The sequence below is a fragment of the Methanococcoides burtonii DSM 6242 genome (assembly GCF_000013725.1).
Taxonomy (GTDB): Archaea; Halobacteriota; Methanosarcinia; order Methanosarcinales; family Methanosarcinaceae; genus Methanococcoides; species Methanococcoides burtonii.
Genome location: NC_007955.1, coordinates 1,361,975 through 1,380,081, shown reverse-complemented (window position 1 = coordinate 1,380,081; position 18,107 = coordinate 1,361,975). Strand labels below are relative to the sequence as shown.

Genomic DNA, 18,107 nt, shown 5'->3' with positions numbered 1-18,107 from the left:
AATGGCAATGGAAAATCTTGCATTTTTAATACCACTACTCCCTGCACTCGCCTTTGTGCTGACTTTCTTCCTTGGAAAGAAGTTACCATCCGGTGGTGCAATTATTCCGATCATTGCAATAGCGATATCCTGTGTGATCTCTCTTGCTATCACAGCAGGGCTGTTGGCTAACCCCGAACATGTTGTAACACAATCTGTTCACTGGTTTGCAATACTCAATCTCGGAATATTGATCGATCCGCTTGCAGCAGTAATGCTTTTAATGGTCACTTTTGTGAGCTTGCTCATCCACATCTATGCCGTGGGTTACATGTCACATGACCCTGCAAAGCCACGTTACTTTGCAGAGACCGCACTCTTCACAGCAGCTATGCTTGGTCTGGTCCTTTCAGACAACATTCTTCAGCTGTTCGTTTGCTGGGAACTTGTTGGTCTTAGCTCATACCTGCTTATCGGATTCTGGTTCCACAAGCCTGGAGCTGCTTCAGCAGCAAAGAAGGCGTTTTTGACCACCAGGATCGGAGATGTCATGTTCCTTGCAGGTATTGTTCTGCTTTTCGCAGACATATTCGCAATACTCGAAGGCAAGCTTCCAGAAGGTGTCTATCTCCTGCAGTTCGAAGAGATATTCAAATTCATACCTGACCTCGTTGCGATCAACTCAACGGTCCTTGGTATGGAAGTAAGCCATTTGACAATTGTAACACTGTTGTTCTTCGGTGGTGCAGTTGGTAAATCAGGTCAGTTCCCACTACATGTGTGGCTTCCTGATGCAATGGAAGGTCCAACGACCGTTTCAGCACTTATCCACGCAGCAACAATGGTTACAGCAGGTGTTTACCTTGTAGCACGTACATTCCCAATGTTCCTTGCAGCACCTAGTACCTTGATTGTCGTTGCAATACTTGGAGCGTTCACTGCTTTGTTCGCAGCTACAATGGGAATTGTGATGAACGATCTTAAAAGAGTGCTTGCTTACTCGACTATCAGCCAGCTTGGTTACATGGTGCTTGGTCTTGGTCTTGGTGCAGTTATTGGTGCAGAGGCTGTTGGAGTTTCAATGTTCCACCTCATCAACCATGCATTCTTCAAGGCATTGCTCTTCCTCTGTGCAGGAAGTGTTATTCACGCTGTAGGTACGCACGACATGAGACAGCTTGGTGGTGTCCGTAAGGTCATGCCAATTACATTCGCTACAATGACCGCAGCAGCACTTGCATTAGCAGGGTTTGGTATTCCTGGCACCAGCATTGGTTTCAGTGGTTTCCTCAGTAAAGACCCGATAATCGAATATGCATACGTGTTCGCAACAGAGACCGGCAATTGGATGCCATACCTATTCGCTATAACCGCAGCATTCCTCACATCCCTGTATATCTTCAGGTTGATCTTCATGACCTTTACAGGAAAACCAAGGAGTGACTATGGTGGACACGAGTCTCCATCATCCATGACGATCCCACTGGCGATCCTTGCAGTATTTGCAGTGATCTTCGGTGCACTTTCCAGAGGTAAGTTCATGACGTTCATTGAATCGAACTTTGAACATCTTGATATGAATGCACTTGCACAACTCGGTGGCTATCATCTTGGAGCTCATGGGCACGAACCACTTCTTATCCTCTGGATGCCTCTGATTGTGGCAGTTGCAGGTCTTGTGATCGCTTATCTGATCTACAACAAGAGGGTCATTGACATGAGCAGGATCGTATCAAGTGAAAATCCTGTTTACAAGTTGCTCTATAACAGATATTATCAGCATCAGATATTTGTTGAGATCTTTTCCGTAAAGATCATTTATGAAGGTCTTGCACTTGCAAGCTTCTATTCAGACAAGATGCTGGATTGGCTTGTCAACGGAACCAGTACCTTCCTTATTGAGGCAGGAGACTCCCTCAAGAAATTCCAAACCGGAGTTATACAGGATTATGCAGCAGCCGTTGTTGCAGGAGTCGGACTACTGGTAATATTGGTCAAGCTTATCACGGAGGTCTTCTAATGTTACCAATATTATCTTTGATCGTGCTGATCCCGATTTTGTTCTCAGCCGTAACATTCTTTACAAAAACAAAGGAGCAGGCAAGGTTATCCGCATTAGTGGGTACTCTTCTTACCCTGGTCCTGACAATGTACATGTACTTCTCTTTTGATAGTACATCTGCAGCAATGCAGTTCGAAGAAGCGGCTAACTGGATCCCTTCACTTGGTATCACATACCATCTTGGTGTTGACGGTGTATCCATGCCACTTATATTGCTCAATGCAATAGTCATTCCACTGTTGATCATCTACACTTGGAATGATGTCAGAGCAGCACCTAACAGGTTCTATGCTCTGATACTTGCAATGCAGGGCGCAGTCATCGGTGTTTTCATATCACTGGACTTCTTCCTGTTCTACGTATTCTGGGAGCTTACCCTCGTACCATTGTTCTTCATGGTCAATATATGGGGAGGAGCTAACAAGAAACATGCAGCGATCAAGTTCTTCATCTACACTCACGTAGCATCTCTCGTGATGCTTTTGGGTATATTTGGACTCTACTTTAACGCATGGTCTCTTAGCGGAGTTCCAAACATGGACATGACTTATCTGATAAGCCAGTTCCAGTTCCTGGAATCCGAGATCGCTAGGGATTTAATATTCCTTGCACTATTGTTCGGTTTCATTGTGAAGACACCTGTAGTACCATTCCATTCCTGGTTACCGGATGCATATTCTGAAGCACCTACCGCAGGCAGTGTGCTCTTTATATTGCTCAAGATCGGTGGATATGGTCTGTTCAGAGTAATGCTTCCAATGTTGCCATTCACAGCAACACCAAGCCTGATGATAACTATCATGGGAGCCCTTGGTGCAATAAGTATTATTTACGGTGCATTCCTTGCACTTGCGCAGAAGGACCTTAAGAGAATGATCGCATATTCCAGTATCAGCCATATGGGATACGTAACCCTTGGTTGTGCAGGTCTTGTGAGCCTTTCAATATCCGGTGCAATGTTCCAGCAGTTCTCACACGGTTTGATCATGAGCATTATGTTCATGTCATGTGGTGTGATACAGACCAAAACTGGTACAAGTATCATCAATAATCTCGGTGGTCTTGCACAGAGGATGCCTAAGCTCACAGTGATCATGGTACTTGGTTTCATGGCTTCACTTGGATTGCCGGGATTGACCGGTTTCATCGCAGAGTTCCTCGTGTTGACATTCAGTTTCATTAACGTGCCTATTTACGTGATAATCGCTCTGCTGGCTATTGTAATTACAGCAGCATATCACCTGTGGGCATTGCAAAGGGCAATGTTTGGTCCTTTCAATGAAAAGCTTGGTGACATCGTGGATATTTCGTCCTTCCAGACGTTCTCCATGGGGATCATTGCCCTTCTCGTACTGTACTTTGGATTGAACCCAAGTCCGGTGCTGGATATGATGATAACAAATTCAGAACATATTGTCAGCCTGATGGCTGTAATGGGGGTCTAAGCAATGGTGGATCTAATGTTACTTGCACCTGAGATCACAATCCTGGTAACAGGTTTGATCGTGCTTTTGGCAGGTCTTTTCCTGTCAGCCCAGTCTAAGAAAATAGTCGGATACATAGCAACACTTGGTTGTCTCGTTGCCATGCTGCTGACCATCAGCAGCTTTGGTACTACTGCAGTGATGTTCTCTAATTCACTGAGCATTGATGCACTATCGCAGTTCTTTAAGATAGTGTTCCTTACAGTTACGACCCTTGTGTGTATTGCATCCGTAAAATACACTGATGGCAACGACCATGCAGATGAATACTATGTACTGGTGCTCTTCGCGACCATCGGTATGATGATGGTAGCATCTGCGAATGACCTCATGGTCCTGTTCGTTGCATTCGAACTAGCAAGTCTTGCAACCTATGCTCTTGCAGGTTTCGAGAAAAAGAACCCTGCTTCCATTGAAGCTTCAATGAAGTACTTCATCATCGGTTCCCTTTCAGCTGCTCTGTTGTTGCTTGGTATCGGATATGTCTATGGTGCAACAGGCACTACAAACATTGAAGGAATTGCTCAGAACATCGATCTTCTGCTCAACAGTCCAATGGGTATTCTTTCCCTTGTACTCCTGATCGCAGGATTCGGTTTCAAGATTGCTCTTGTTCCATTCCACATGTGGGCACCTGATACCTATCAGGGAGCACCTTCCCTTGTGTCTGCACTTCTGGCCGCAGGTTCCAAGAAGATGGGTATCATCGCAGCATTCAAAGTGTTCATAGGAGCTCTCATTGCACTTCAGGCAGACTGGCAGATCGCTTTTGCGATACTCGCAGTTCTGACAATGACCTATGGTAACATCGTTGCTCTGTCCCAGACAAGTGTAAAACGCATGCTTGCTTACTCGTCTCTTGCACAGGCAGGATACATCACAATGGCATTTGTGGTCATGACCCCTATGGCATTAACTGGTGGTATCCTCTATGCATTGTCACACGGTTTCATGAAAGCAGGAGCTTTCATTGCAACAGCAGCTGTGGTTTACATGGTAACATCAGAGAACAAGGACATTCTAAATGCTGACCATCTTGACAACTTCAAGGGTCTTGGCAGAAGAATGCCAATAACTGCTCTCAGTATGACCGTGTTCGTATTCGCACTGTCCGGTATCCCGCCAACAGCAGGTTACATGAGCAAGTTCATCTTGTTCTCATCAACTATCCAATCAGGTCTTGTATGGCTTGCAGTGATCGCTATTCTTAACAGCGCACTTTCACTGTACTACTATGCAAGGGTTGTCAGGTACATGTATGCAAAACCAACTGATGGAGATCGGGTCTCAGAACCACTTCCATACGTCATTGCACTGCTTCTTGCAGTTGCAGGTGTATTGGTAATAGGTATCTGGCCGGAACCTTTCGTAAACATGGCAATGGAAGCCGCAAGTGTATTGATCTAATGGAGGAATAAGATATGGCAGATTGTGATCTTTGCGGAGTATCGATTCCAACCGTATGTCCTGTAAGGGTATTCTCACCAAGGTTTGAGCTATCCTACCCCGAAGGTGTATGGAAAGGTCTTTGTGGCGGCTGTCTGGCTGCTGCTAAAAAGGCCTATGACGAATCTAGTGAAAAAGTGGCTGCAGGCACATTTGGTAAATGTGATCTTTGTGGCACAAAGACCCAGTTGCAAGATGTAGGGGTAAACGTCCCCTCATTTTCAAAAAGGTCTATTGTCAAAACAAGAAAGATATGCCTGAAATGCCTTGAAGAAACCAGTGAGTCCTTTGAGAAAAAGGATGAACTGTGTGGTGAACATCACTGAAGGTCAGTACTATACTGACCTTTCTTTTATTTCTTTTTTTAACCTCATTGCATTTTCGCTATCGATAATAGTATTATCAATATAACGAACCTTATCGTCATGCTCATTCCTGTGGAGAACGCCACGATCCTAAAACCGACCTTAGGTCCGAATATGGATACATAACGTGGGAGGATCGACCTGATGCTTAGTATGGGTAGCATGAACATACTTCCAAGCATGAGCACTATCATTGCCTGAAGATATGTTATCCCTCCGTCACTTATTAATGGTCCCAGTAACGATATTCCAATGATCGGGCTTGCCACATAGGTCGTAAGGGGAATTATGCTCTCTGCCGGGATTCCAAATATATCTGCCAGTGGCAGTACGTTGAATGTCTCGAAAGCACCTCTTTCCCTCAAAGCGAAGACAAGCGTGGTCATCGTAATGTAAATAATGGCTATTTTAGTGAAAAGCCTCTTTTGTCTATTGAATGCTTTTCGAATAGCCTCTCTTAATTTTGGTCTCTCTATCTTTTCGGGTTCTGGTAATGCACCGTTATGTTCTTTGAACCAGATCCTGCTCAGGATTATGACCACACTAACTTTCACCAACGCACTGATAATGAATACCATCACATAGAATCCACCCACAATGGGCCCAAGTGCAGGAAGGACTATCGGGATCTGGTAGGTCAATATCTCTCTTATATAAGCTGGTGTACTGTTCAAAATAGCACATAACATCATTTCACGATCATCAATAAACCCCTCGTCCTTTACTTTCACTACCATACTATTTGCAGCGACAGTTGATCCCAGGGATACCATGAATGCGGATGCACATGACTGTGGGAGATGGGTATGCTTAAAAATGGGTTCTGTGAACCGGGAAAGCTTTTGCATGATCCCCATTTCAATTAGAATTCCTGTGCCGAAAAGGCCAATAAAAATTGTAATGATGACGGGGAGTGCAAAATCGAAAACCCTTGTGAACAGATCGAACATGTATGTATGATTATAGAAGATGTAAATTAAGTTTATCTACAATTTTTTCTTCTAAGCAGATGTATCAGTTATTTCCATAAAGGACAAGTTAAAACCAAAACCTTGATATGAATTGTAATGCTTTTTTGTCTGGTGAAATTAAATGAAGAAAGATCTCATGGATATTCTGGCATGCCCGATATGCAAAGGTGACCTTGTTCTGAATATTACCAAAGAGGATGAAAAAGAGATTATTTCAGGAACTCTTTATTGTTCAAAATGTAATGAATATTTCCCGATCACGGATGGCATTCCTAATATGCTTCCTCCGGAATTGCGGGAATAACATAAACTGAGGTTGAATTCTTGCAACAGGTACACATAAACCGTCTTGGTGTTAATTCCATTGAATTTGAAACAGAGGTATTGGATATACCCTTGTCTCCCGGTGGGGAACAGAGTTTTGAGATCGTATTAATAAATTATGGGTCTCCAACGCATGTTCATTTATCTGCCAGTGATGATATCTATGGTAACCTGACATTTCTCGAAGACAATCCTTATGTTTCACACGAAGAATATATTCCGGTCATCGCAAGGATCCCTTTTGATGGTCGCTTGGTGAACAAAGGTACAGTATCTATTACGGTTGGTTATGGTTCAAAGACTGAAAGCTTTTCCGTGAGGATCGGTAATTCCGAATCCGATACTGGTCCTGTAGCGATTGATATCGATGAAAGTCTCTCATCACCATCTCCGGTAAACCCCATGCAAAATATAAATGGGTTCGGGAGGCAGTTCTCAGATGGTCTCTCTGCAATGTATTCATCCATTGGCCAGACGATCGGTACAAAACATCTCATAATTTTATTGTCTTTCGTTGCCATCGTAGCTCTTATCTATATGGTGATACGTTCATTATCTTCAGTTGATATGAATTACAGTATCAATCTCAGTTTTTACACTGCTATAGTAATATCTATATTGTTCACTTCACTGGTGGCCTATATGTTCACCAAACTTTCAAAGTTGAAAAATTAATTGAGGTAGTTGAGTCCATATGAAATATATCATAGTTACCGGCGGTGTCATGAGTGGTCTTGGAAAAGGGATCACAACGGCTTCAGTCGGCAGGAATCTGAAAAACAAAGGTTATAAGGTAACAGCGATAAAGATTGATCCTTACATCAATATTGATGCAGGCACCATGAGTCCTTACCAGCATGGTGAGGTCTATGTCCTTAAAGATGGGGGCGAGGTAGATCTTGATCTTGGTAATTATGAAAGGTTCCTTGATACTGAACTCACAAGGGATCACAACCTAACTACCGGCAAGATCTATCAGACGGTCATTGACAAGGAACGTAAAGGTGAATATCTGGGTAAGACCGTACAGATCATCCCTCATATAACCAACGAGATCAAAGATCGCATTCGCAGGATCGCGGCAAAAAGTGGTGCTGATGTCTGTCTTATTGAAGTTGGTGGAACTGTTGGTGATATCGAAAGCATGCCTTTCCTTGAGGCAGTAAGGCAAATGTACAGGGAGGAATCTCCTGAGAACATCGCATTGCTCCACGTGACATTGGTCCCTATTGACTCTCAGGGCGATCAAAAAACAAAGCCAACGCAACATTCTGTCAAAGAATTAAGGGAATTGGGCCTGACACCGCATGTAATTGTCTCAAGATGCAAGAAAGCACTTATGGAAAGTACCCGTTCCAAGATCGCTCTTTTCTGTGACGTACCTGTCGAGGCGGTCATTAGTGCGCATGACTCCGCAGACATTTATGAAGTGCCACTCCAGCTTGAAAATGAGGGTCTGAGCAATTATCTGTTAAAGAAGCTCATTCTCAAATCCACGCTTGAGGATACCAACTGGGAAGAAATGGTCATAAGGATGAACAATTGCACAGGTAATGTGAATGTGGCAATTGTAGGTAAATATACACACCTTGAAGATTCGTACATCAGTATCGTGGAATCACTCAAACATGGTGCTATCGAAATTGGTTGTAAGTTCGAAATAACCTGGTTCGATGCTGAATCATTCGATGACGATCCAAGTGAGGTCGAAAAATTGAATGGTTTTGATGGAATTCTTGTTCCTGGAGGATTTGGTGAGCGTGGGACCGAGGGAAAGATGCTCGCAATCAAATATGCCCGTGAGAACAATATCCCATATCTTGGACTTTGCCTTGGTATGCAGCTTGCTGTCATAGAGTTTGCAAGGAATGTCGTTGGACTGGATGGCGCAAACAGCAGCGAGTTCGATGAGAATACTCCATATCCGGTAATCGATCTGTTGCCTGAACAGGAGGATGTAGTGGATATGGGAGCCACAATGCGTCTTGGTGATTATGAAGCCACTCTTAAGGCAGGTTCTCTTGCTGAATCCATATATGGTGCTTCTCTCATTACTGAGCGTCACAGGCATAGGTATGAAGTAAATCCCAATTATGTGGACCGTATAGAAGAACATGGGATGATCTTTTCTGGAAAGAACAAGAACAGGATGGAAATTGCAGAAGTTCCTTCAAAAGACTTCTACTTCGCATCCCAATTCCACCCGGAGTTCAAATCCCGGCCTGGTAGGCCTTCCCCACCATTCAAAGCATTTATGGGTGCAATGCTTAAAAAGAGCAAAGAAAAGAAAGATCAATAACGGCCTTTCTTCCTTTCATTTTTCTTTATTTATGGCGCATTTTGGTATGTGCTGCAATTTTATTTCAGTCTGATCAGCTCATCTTTAAAGGTTCGACCTTCATATATTCTCTCAGTATCGTTGTAGCATAACTGCCCTTTGGCAAGCTGAAATCAAGTGTCACTCTGTACTTACCTTCGTTGAGCTCATCTTCTTCGATGAAGTATTTCGGATCAGTTGATAGCAATATTTCTCTCCTTAATCCCTTTGAACTCAGCTCTTCCATAGAAGGTACCTTAAAGCCTTCGATAGGTACGTTCAATTCCTCGATGACCTCTCTCTCTATCTCTCCCGGAACTCCAGATGCAAGTTCTGAGCTATATCCGACAAGAGGTGCTGTAACAAAGGCCCTGTTCCTTTTGACAAGATTGTTCATGCCATCGATATTGTCTTCAGTGACCCTTTCATTTCGAGATTTGTCCGGCAATCCCGCCTTGTTCTTAAAACAGACGATATCTCCCACGACAGCACGGTTCAAAGGTAATCCTTTCTTTATCCTGCTACATATTATTGTGTTATATATGTACGACTGGTAAGCATGGACAAACATCTTCCTGATGTTTGCTGGAAGTGTCTCAAAAGAACCTGCATAGTCTTCAGGCTTGGATACAAGGTGGTGCATCATGGCACGTTCATACCTTAATTGCAGGGGATATCCCTTCAGTCCTTCGATATAGTCCTTTGTTTCGAACACGCGGTTGCGTACTTCCTGCGTATCTTCGGGTTCATCGGGGTATGAAGCTGCAATATATGCCATTGCTGCTTTTTCAATATCATTTCTTACAATTGATTCTCCGACCACATGGGTAATGGGCCTTAATGCTCCGAATCGCTGTATTCCGAAAAAGTTAGGTACGCCACCTTGTTCTTTAATGGACGCAGTGGTCTGGGAAAGTCTGCTCTCAAGCTCCTTTTCATCAAGGTCAATATCTCTTACCGTGATGATGAACTCATTTCCGGTGAGATCTCCAAGTTCCAAACTTTTATTTGATCGGCCAAGTATCTTTAACTCGGTATCTTTAAGATGGACATTTTGCAGAGCTTCCTCTTCCATGTCATATATACTGATCTTCTGTGTGGTCACAGCTCTCTTATCTTTGGTACCTGCAAACCCAACACGTTTCTGGCTTATCCTTAATATTCGTGTCAGGTCCCTGATGAGGTGGTGGGTTTCCCAGTTACGCTTTGTAAGTTCTAATATCAGATATTTACCTTCGGTACCTTCTTCCCTGTTCGTAATCTCTATTACTCCGAAGTCCTCGGTCTGTTGGCGCAGTTTGCCTCCAATGCCTGGAGTTTTAGTTGTGTATAGGTCAATTCCTATCTGTTTTTCTACATTTGGAACGTTATTCATATGTCTCTCCTTCATTTGGGGACTATGTCGATGACAATTACTTCTTCAGTATCAGTGAACTTCCAACCATTTGCGGAAGGTGCAGCGTCCGCAGAAAGACCACCTGCATAAAGGCCTGATGTAGTATCCATTATGAGCCATGAGCCATATTCATCGGTCGTATAATATACAGGTACGCAACCATAATGGTCTTTCAGAGCACTGATTATCTTTGAGGTTTCTTCACCTTTTCCTATGTATGCAGTAGCAAAGACATGGGTGTCGGTGATATATAACCGGCTTGTACCTCCAATGGCCTCGATAAGGGATGAAAGCAGGATCGCTGAATCATCACAATCACCAGCTTTTACTTTAGAGAATTGCGATTAACTGCTGATTTTTTTCAAAGCAAATATTTCCAGCTAAAATTTTGAGCTTTTCTCTCTATTTCCAGCAGTTTGCTAGTATCTATTTATATACTTTCCAACTTTTTTGAATAGCTACCGCTATTCATCCTAATGATTTTCTTCTTATTGTCCTCAATTGATAGAGATTATAGCTGAATGCTGTAATCGCCATTTTGACATTTACTCTTGCCAACGTTGTTACTCTTACAAATCCTGACGTAAACACATTTTTGATAACAGCATAAGGTCTTTCTCCCTTTGCTCTTTTCCTGCTTATTCTTTTGTTTCTCATCTTATCCCTAATACCAATAGGGTGCCCTCGTACTCCCCTTTGCATAGTTGCATCATATCCTTTTGAAATTGCACCAAAGTAACCTCTATCTCTGTAAACAACTTCGCCTTCTTCAGAAAGATCCACCTGACTATCATGAACTGAGGCAGTAGTTGTCCTATATCTCCTTATCAGATCATATTCGGTATCTTCAATGGTATGTAGTTTATATCCAAAATGTGACTTAGATGCCTTTTTTGTCCATGTACCGTCCTTACATCTTCTGGTCTTTGCTTCATTTCCACGAGGAGTATCAAGATTTGCATGTCCTGGATCAGCATGTATAAATGTTGCATCCTGAATCATACCTTGCTTGATCTTCAGACCTTTCTTATTAAGTTGTCTTTGCATTTCATTCCAGATTTCATCTTCTTTTCCTGCCTGGGAAATTCGTTCTCTAAATGCCCAAACAGTAGTATGATCTGGAATTTTTGCAGGAAAGCCCAAGAATTTCCTAAAGGAAATTCTATCAGTAGCTTGTCTTTCAAGTTCAGGGTCAGATAGGCCATGCCATTGTTGCAATACTAACATTTTGAGCATGACGATTTCATCAACGTTTGGTCTGCCACCGAACTCTGTTTTATTGATATACATCTCTGCTATAATTGGACGAAATGGTTTCCAATCGATGAGAGATTCAATTTCAGAGAGCTTGTCACCGAGATTTTCAAGACGTTTGTACTCTTCTTTAAAAGCAAAGTTTGTTAAGGACATAATACAAAATTATTGTAATAGGTTATAAATATTGCTTCTGTTTGAGGGGTTTATCGGAATTCTCTTTAAGAGTTTCATTTGGAGTTGCCCAGTAATCAGTTCCCCTTGGATCGCTCATGTATTTTATATCGTTCTTTACATGATCGAACAAAGTATAGAGCTGGTAAATATTATATTCTCCCGGATACATGGCAATCGCGGATGCAGCAACTGCCCGAACGTCTTCGTTGCGTGGGTCGATCTTGTCATTGGTAGCTGTAAAGAATGGTTCTGTATTGTAAAAGTATTCTATCTCATTACCTGTTGGTATGGGGTCGGTATCTATTTCTATCTCTTCGAAGAATTCCGTTCCGTAATCGTACCAGTTACCGGAGCTTCCTTTGGCGAGAATTCCCAGCCCGATCTTCACTTCAACGATATCCGTATTTGATGGGACATCTATACAAACGAACCCTATATGTTTTTCTTCTCCCGGATAAATGGTGTATCCGGTATCATAATTTCTGAAACTTCCGCCATAGGTTTCTATACCGTATCTGTATATGAAAAGAGTAGTATCTCCAACATTCTTGATTGCGATGTCCACTACTCCGCCAGTTCCTTTGTAAAGTCCGGCATGCTGGTAAGAAGTAGAGATTGCGTAACCCGGTGAAAATGTTGAACTGGTATGCGGTTTGGTCTCGATTGGTGGCTTGTGTTCCTCTAAAACATTTGGGATTGTCAGTTCACCATTTTTCAGAATATCTTTGCTATTGCCTGAAAAATAATTGTTGATAGACAAATCCTTTACACCTGCAATACCGATGTCCGAAGTGGATGTCAGGAGCAATACAACAATTATAACTACTATTATAGTAGCCAATGACGTCATAAATGACCTGTCATATCCCATTATATAGCCCCTATCTTATACAAGTTTAAGGTTACCTGTGACCTTGTCGATGTAGTCTGCTCTTGCAGGACCAATACCCAAAACGGTAACTGTTCCAGGAGCTATCTCAGTAAGTCCGGCATCCGTTATCAGTGCGGTAGATAGTCCTTCGCGTCTTGCTTTTTCTTTAAGTTCAAAAAGGTCCTGAAGTTTCTCGACACGCAAGACCACTTTCTTTTGTCCACCTTCTTTCCAGTTCTCAAGGTCTGATCGGCTTGCCCACTCTGCAGCAGATACAGCAGCATGAGCTACTTGCACTGCAAGCTTTCCCTTCGAAAGTTTCAGGTCATCCCTGATAATGATACACTGTTTATATTCTACCATCAAAAAGTTCTCCAGTCAATAATGAATATGTTATTTCCATTATTATAAGTCGCTGCTAATATTCTTGATTATATATTTTGCAGCATTAATTCCCCATGCTTTATAAATACCTGCCACAGAAGGTGTAGCATTTATCTCCAGTATCAAGCTTTTGTCACCGTTACCATTATTGCTTCCATTCAGTTCCTCTATCAGATCGACCCCTGCAAAGTATGTACCTACTGACCTTGAAGCCTTTATGCAAAGTTCTATCTGATACGAGGACAGCTCGCAACGTGATTCATTGCCACCCTGGCTCAGATTATTGATCCATGCACCTTCTGGTGCAGTCCTGTATATTGCTGCTATTACTTTTCCATTGACTACGAATGCACGTATGTCCCTTCCCGGATTGGCAATATATTCCTGTATGTAGAGCATTCCCCTTTGCTCAAGGATCGCATCTATCGTCCCTTCCAGTTCGGAGTCATTTGTTGTTCCATCATTGTTGATTATCGTGCCGTCCTTTATTCGAACAATATCTTTCCCCTTATATCCAAAAATAGGCTTAATTACAGCATCTTCCATCCTGTCAAGGATATTCAATGCATTTCCTGTATCCTGAACTACCATTGTTTTTGGTATGGGCAGTCCTGCTTTTGCCATAAGGCTGGATGCATAATATTTATTGGCAGCATTCTGTATCGATACCGGTGAATTTATTATCGGCACACCTTCCTGTTCCAATTGCCTTAGTACATCGAAGCGGAATGAAACTCCATCAAATCCTCCTGCTCCAACATCCCTTACTATTATCACATCCAATTGTTGAAGGTCCCTGTCTGCGATCTGTAAGCTCAGGCTTTCTCCAATGATGACTTTCTTTTCCCGCAGGTCAATCATGTGGGGCTTTATATTGTTAGATACGCAAGCATTTTGGAATGCCTGGGCAGTGGGGTCGTTCCGGTCCGTGATGATGATTCCAATATGCTTCATTAAAATTAATCTCTTTTATAAGTACATCAATATATCGCAAAGTGATCGATCTTTATGCAAAGTTCTTCAGTACCCATTCCCGAAAAGTTCAAATCTCTAATGTAAATGTGAGCTTTTGAGCAAGTGCTACAAATCTAGCTTCCCATTCTGGTGAATTCGAGACTTGACCTTTGCCATTAGATAACCAGCTGAATGGGTGAATACCCATAATAAATTACTATCAGATTGTTCACTGTAGCAAATATTCCGATCAATACTACTGCGTGTCTTGTGAAATCCCATAAGATTGGTCTTTCAACCGTTCTGATGTAGAGGATGCCTAACAGGAATAGGAATAAGAGCTTCAATAGATAGGTCAGGCCAAGGGATGTAAGGAATGGATTCGATTCGAACCCATGTCCTCCGTTTATTCCTATGTATGTGGTCAGGATATCCCCGACTATGTAGAACAAAAGAACGTATCTGATGTCATGTAAGAAAGATAATAACTTACTCATAGCATTGCCTCCTGGAAAGAACCAGTTGGCTACGGATAGTATTGCCATTCTCGAGAGTAGAATCTCTACCAAAAGTGTTTCAATTCGTCTCTAAATTCTTTAATTCCGTAATCAACCACACCACTCTCCAATAGTTAGTCGGATAAATTAACGATGTTACAAATTCTATTTATGTCTTATTACATTCAAAAAAACTAAAAATATACATATACTCATATAAATACGCAAATTGTGCATATTATGGTTAAAACCGTATGAAGATAGTAATAAAATACATCTTTTTAATATATTTGCTTTTTAAAGTATCAATGAGTACGCGGGATGTGGTTCCAAGACTGGTAATCTTGAATGAGTCTTCATGTATCAAGTATCCGCAATAGCTCACAAAGCAAATGGTATGTGCCAACCTGGGGCGCATGGTGAAAGGAAACTTCATTGATTAAAACTGAGTAATAAAAGTAAGTTCCAGTAAGTTTATACCTTTTACCAACGTTTAATTACTGGGGATATATAATATGGATATTTTATGGTTAGACCAGAATGATGTAAGATCTCTTATTGGACTTTCTTCGGCAATGGAAGCTGTTGAAAAGGCATTTGAACAACATGGAAATAAGAAAGTTCAAATGCCTCCTAAATCTTATCTGTATTTTGATAAACACAATGGCGATCTTCGGACAATGCCTGCATACCTTGAAGAACAGGATATTTCAGGTGTGAAAATAGTCAATGTTCATCCTGATAATCGTGACAAGGGGTTACCTTCGGTAATGGCTCTGGTCATTTTGAACTCTACAGAGACCGGTCAACCTCTTGCTGTGATGGATGGGACCTATCTTACCGATCTGCGTACTGGTGCTGCCGGGGGGGTTGCTGCGAAATATCTTGCACGTAAGGATTCTCATATAGTAGGCATTATCGGTGCGGGGAATCAGGCGAAAACGCAGTTGCTGGCATTGTCTTTGATTTTTGATCTTCATCGTGTGAACGTCTATGACGTAAGTAAAGATCGATGTGATGATTTTAGGGAAGAGATGATGCAGAAAATGGATGCTACAATAATCGTGACCTCTACTGTGAAGGATGCGTGTGACTGTGATATTCTTGTTACGGTTACACCTGTAAGGGAGCCGCTAGTAAAAGCAGAGTGGATAAAACAGGGTACTCATATTAATGCAATTGGTGCGGATGCTGTGGGCAAAGAGGAGCTTGATCCAACACTTATTACTTCTGCAAAAGTGTTTGTGGATGATATTGTTCAGGCATCACATTCGGGGGAAGTGAATGTTCCTTTGTCAAATGGTATTATCACGGTTGATGATATTTGGGCTGAGATCGGTGAGGTCATTGCAGGGATTAAGATCGGTAGGGAAAACGAATCGGAAATTACTGTTTTTGATTCGACCGGACTTGCAATTCAGGATATTGCCGCAGCAACACTTGTTTATGATGCCGCAAAATCGAAGGGAATTGGGCGTTCTCTCTCAATGTTTTAACAAAATCTTGCGAATGTAAACAAAAAAGTTATTCTAATTTAGAAATTATATTTTTTGCCCAGCGTGCTCATTTCCATATACTGAATTAATATTTTTATTAAAAGGGTTGTACCCATCTCTTTTTTGGCGAAGCATTTACTCAGGAAGTATAATAATAATGAGCATTATATACTCTTGTATGGATATATTTATATATTACTCACTTTTATACTCTATATTAAGTAATAATGCTCTATCTTGTGCTGGTGGTACATATGAACTCACTTATTAAACCTTTAGGTTTCTTGTTATTGATCACTATCCTTTTGAGTGGTCTTACTACGATTACGAATGGTCCTTCCCTACTCCCTCATAATCCGGTGAATGATAATCATGAAACCAATTTGAATGAATGGTCTGATCACTCTCCTTCCAAGGGCGATGGTAGTCCTCAACTTAGGGTGACTAGTGGTAGTTATACTCCAGATGCTCTGGTCATTTCAATGGAACCGGTTTCTGATTTCACTTCTAATATTACATCGGGGGATGTTCCTCTTAGTGTTAAATTCATTGATATGTCAAGTGGTGCTACTTCATGGGCATGGGACTTTGATGGTGATAGCCTTATAGATTCTACTGATGCTATGTTCGTCCACATCTACACAACACCTGGAACTTACAATGTATCTCTGACAGCTACAAATCCAAATGGTAGCGATACAAAGACCATCACTGGCTACATTACAGCGCATTTGCCTGAAACCGAACCTGTCATGCCGGTTGCAAACTTTACTTCCAATGTTACTGTTGGTCTGACCCCTCTTAGCGTTAAGTTTACTGACCTTTCACTTGATGCAGCCAATGTTTCGTGGGATGTTAACGAGGATGGTATTGAGGATTCCAATGCATCGGAGTTCGTTTATGTTTATGGTGTCCCGGGCACTTACAATGTGTCCTTGGCCGCAACTAATTCTAACGGAACTGATATTAAATTCGATATGTTGAATGCATATCTTCCGGAAGAGATCCCGGAATTCCCGACAATTGCACTTCCTATACTAAGTGTCTTGGGACTGATGTTCTTTTTACAAAGAAGGAAATGATGGTGGTAATATATGGAACTTATAAAAGTAAAATGTAAAAATTGTGGACGCGAAATGCTCGTTTATGATACTCGCATGAAAGAGCAATATTGTACTATCCATTGCCTTGAATCTGCGATGGTAGATCATTCTAGGGTCAGCAAGCCAGTTATACTGGTATGTTGATCATTGTTCTATTTTTATTTAGTACTCTTTATTTTATTTTTATTTAGTTTCTTCATTGATACCGGTCTATATTTTTGCTCAAAATTCACTTACTAACGTTTTTCTCGGCAGTTTTAAATAATACTGGGGTATTATTGGAAGAATACCAATATGCTATTTATCCTGATGGAGTTTTGCTATGAGATCCATATTATTATTAAGCAGTGGCCTTGATTCTGTTGCTGCCCTTGCAATTGCATTAGATAATAGTGATGTCTTCATGGCGTTGACATTTGATTATGGACAACGGTCTGTAAAAAAAGAGATCGAATATTCCCGTATGGTTTGTGAACACTATGGGATTGAGCACAGGATAATTACGTTGAGCTGGCTTAGTTCTATAACCAATACTTCTCTTGTGAACAAAGACCTCGATGTTCCGGAGCTATCAATTAATGACCTTATAGATGGTCCTGATAATATTACTGAAGATTCTGCAAAGAGTGTGTGGGTGCCTAATCGGAATGGGGTTTTCATCAATATTGCAGCAAGCTTTGCTGAAAGCCATGGATGTGAATATGTCATCGCAGGCTTCAATGGTGAAGAGGCAAAAACATTTCCTGATAATTCCAAAGAGTTCGTGAACGCAGTTGATGAATGTTTTTCCTATTCAACTGCAAACGGCGTAAAAGTACTAGCACCACTAATCGATATGGATAAGGTGTCAATAGTGCGCAAAGCAATGGAATTGGGTGCACCACTTGAATATAGCTGGAGTTGCTATCATGGGGCTGAAGAGCCTTGTGGGGTGTGTGAAAGTTGCATGAGGAGAAAGCGTGCTTTCCTCGCGTCCGGGTTTGAAGACCCTCATATTAAAAAACGAGCTGATTTTAAAAGATAAGGT

At 41.7% G+C, this 18,107-nt stretch carries 18 protein-coding genes; 11 read left to right on the top strand and 7 right to left on the bottom strand.

Annotated elements, in window-relative coordinates; all coding sequences use genetic code 11:
- Window position 1 precedes the first annotated feature (1 nt).
- The 4 genes from fpoL to MBUR_RS06605 are packed head-to-tail and all read left to right on the top strand — an operon-like array spanning window position 2 to window position 5,297.
- Window positions 2–1,999: a F420H2 dehydrogenase subunit FpoL gene (fpoL, locus tag MBUR_RS06620; RefSeq protein WP_011499353.1), complete on the top strand. Its 1,998-nt coding sequence runs from the start codon at window positions 2–4 to the stop codon at window positions 1,997–1,999.
- Window positions 1,999–3,486: a F(420)H(2) dehydrogenase subunit M gene (gene fpoM / locus MBUR_RS06615; RefSeq protein ID WP_011499352.1), complete on the top strand. Its 1,488-nt coding sequence runs from the start codon at window positions 1,999–2,001 to the stop codon at window positions 3,484–3,486. The genes fpoL and fpoM overlap by 1 nt, the downstream gene beginning before the upstream one ends.
- A gap of 3 nt (window positions 3,487–3,489) precedes the next feature.
- Window positions 3,490–4,932, top strand: a complete 1,443-nt coding sequence (gene fpoN, locus MBUR_RS06610) for a F(420)H(2) dehydrogenase subunit N (protein ID WP_011499351.1) — start codon at window positions 3,490–3,492, stop codon at window positions 4,930–4,932.
- 14 nt (window positions 4,933–4,946) lie between these two features.
- Window positions 4,947–5,297: a F420H2 dehydrogenase subunit FpoO gene (locus MBUR_RS06605; RefSeq protein WP_011499350.1), complete on the top strand. Its 351-nt coding sequence runs from the start codon at window positions 4,947–4,949 to the stop codon at window positions 5,295–5,297.
- A gap of 44 nt (window positions 5,298–5,341) precedes the next feature.
- Here MBUR_RS06605 and MBUR_RS06600 read toward each other — a convergent pair whose 3' ends face one another.
- Window positions 5,342–6,286 (bottom strand): nucleoside recognition domain-containing protein, encoded by a 945-nt coding sequence (locus tag MBUR_RS06600; protein WP_011499349.1) that lies wholly within the window; start codon window positions 6,284–6,286, stop codon window positions 5,342–5,344.
- 142 nt (window positions 6,287–6,428) lie between these two features.
- Between MBUR_RS06600 and MBUR_RS06595 the strand changes: the two genes are divergently transcribed.
- From MBUR_RS06595 to pyrG, 3 genes are read left to right on the top strand one after another with little or no spacing between them, the layout of a single operon-like run.
- Window positions 6,429–6,611 (top strand): methytransferase partner Trm112, encoded by a 183-nt coding sequence (locus MBUR_RS06595; protein ID WP_011499348.1) that lies wholly within the window; start codon window positions 6,429–6,431, stop codon window positions 6,609–6,611.
- Window positions 6,612–6,631: 20 nt separating this feature from the next.
- Window positions 6,632–7,306 carry a DUF7524 family protein gene (locus tag MBUR_RS13005; protein ID WP_011499347.1) on the top strand — a complete coding sequence of 225 codons (675 nt, stop codon included), beginning with the start codon at window positions 6,632–6,634 and terminating at the stop codon, window positions 7,304–7,306.
- A 19-nt stretch (window positions 7,307–7,325) separates the two neighbouring features.
- On the top strand, window positions 7,326–8,930 hold the full coding sequence (gene pyrG / locus MBUR_RS06585; protein WP_011499346.1) for a glutamine hydrolyzing CTP synthase: 1,605 nt from the start codon (window positions 7,326–7,328) through the stop codon (window positions 8,928–8,930).
- Between the two features lie 73 nt (window positions 8,931–9,003).
- On the opposite strand, the gene truD is transcribed toward pyrG, so the two are convergent.
- The 6 genes from truD to MBUR_RS06555 all read right to left on the bottom strand — a co-directional run bounded on the left by truD (window position 9,004) and on the right by MBUR_RS06555 (window position 14,481).
- Window positions 9,004–10,323, bottom strand: coding sequence for a tRNA pseudouridine(13) synthase TruD (gene truD, locus MBUR_RS06580; protein WP_011499345.1), 1,320 nt, complete (start codon window positions 10,321–10,323; stop codon window positions 9,004–9,006).
- A 489-nt stretch (window positions 10,324–10,812) separates the two neighbouring features.
- Window positions 10,813–11,754: an IS5-like element ISMbu1 family transposase gene (locus tag MBUR_RS06575; protein ID WP_011498312.1), complete on the bottom strand. Its 942-nt coding sequence runs from the start codon at window positions 11,752–11,754 to the stop codon at window positions 10,813–10,815.
- Between the two features lie 22 nt (window positions 11,755–11,776).
- The gene (locus MBUR_RS06570; protein ID WP_048063289.1) at window positions 11,777–12,646 is read right to left on the bottom strand and encodes a hypothetical protein; all 870 of its coding nucleotides are present in this window, start codon (window positions 12,644–12,646) and stop codon (window positions 11,777–11,779) included.
- A gap of 15 nt (window positions 12,647–12,661) precedes the next feature.
- A complete protein-coding gene (gene pth2 / locus MBUR_RS06565) occupies window positions 12,662–13,009 on the bottom strand; it encodes a peptidyl-tRNA hydrolase Pth2 (RefSeq protein ID WP_011499344.1) in 348 nt (115 codons plus the stop codon).
- Window positions 13,010–13,051: 42 nt separating this feature from the next.
- The gene (gene mptN, locus MBUR_RS06560) at window positions 13,052–13,984 is read right to left on the bottom strand and encodes a tetrahydromethanopterin:alpha-L-glutamate ligase (RefSeq protein WP_011499343.1); all 933 of its coding nucleotides are present in this window, start codon (window positions 13,982–13,984) and stop codon (window positions 13,052–13,054) included.
- 176 nt (window positions 13,985–14,160) lie between these two features.
- Entirely contained in the window at window positions 14,161–14,481 is a 321-nt protein-coding gene (locus MBUR_RS06555) for a DUF5658 family protein (RefSeq protein ID WP_048063288.1), read from the bottom strand.
- Window positions 14,482–14,996: 515 nt separating this feature from the next.
- On the opposite strand from MBUR_RS06555, the gene ala reads away from it, so the two are divergent.
- The 4 genes from ala (at window position 14,997) to queC (ending at window position 18,104) form a co-directional block, all read left to right on the top strand.
- A complete protein-coding gene (gene ala / locus MBUR_RS06550) occupies window positions 14,997–15,977 on the top strand; it encodes an alanine dehydrogenase (protein ID WP_011499341.1) in 981 nt (326 codons plus the stop codon).
- 254 nt (window positions 15,978–16,231) lie between these two features.
- Window positions 16,232–17,059 carry a PKD domain-containing protein gene (locus MBUR_RS06545; protein ID WP_011499340.1) on the top strand — a complete coding sequence of 276 codons (828 nt, stop codon included), beginning with the start codon at window positions 16,232–16,234 and terminating at the stop codon, window positions 17,057–17,059.
- A 12-nt stretch (window positions 17,060–17,071) separates the two neighbouring features.
- On the top strand, window positions 17,072–17,224 hold the full coding sequence (locus MBUR_RS13835) for a hypothetical protein (protein ID WP_157196667.1): 153 nt from the start codon (window positions 17,072–17,074) through the stop codon (window positions 17,222–17,224).
- 178 nt (window positions 17,225–17,402) lie between these two features.
- Window positions 17,403–18,104 carry a 7-cyano-7-deazaguanine synthase QueC gene (queC, locus tag MBUR_RS06540; RefSeq protein ID WP_011499339.1) on the top strand — a complete coding sequence of 234 codons (702 nt, stop codon included), beginning with the start codon at window positions 17,403–17,405 and terminating at the stop codon, window positions 18,102–18,104.
- Window positions 18,105–18,107 lie beyond the last annotated feature (3 nt).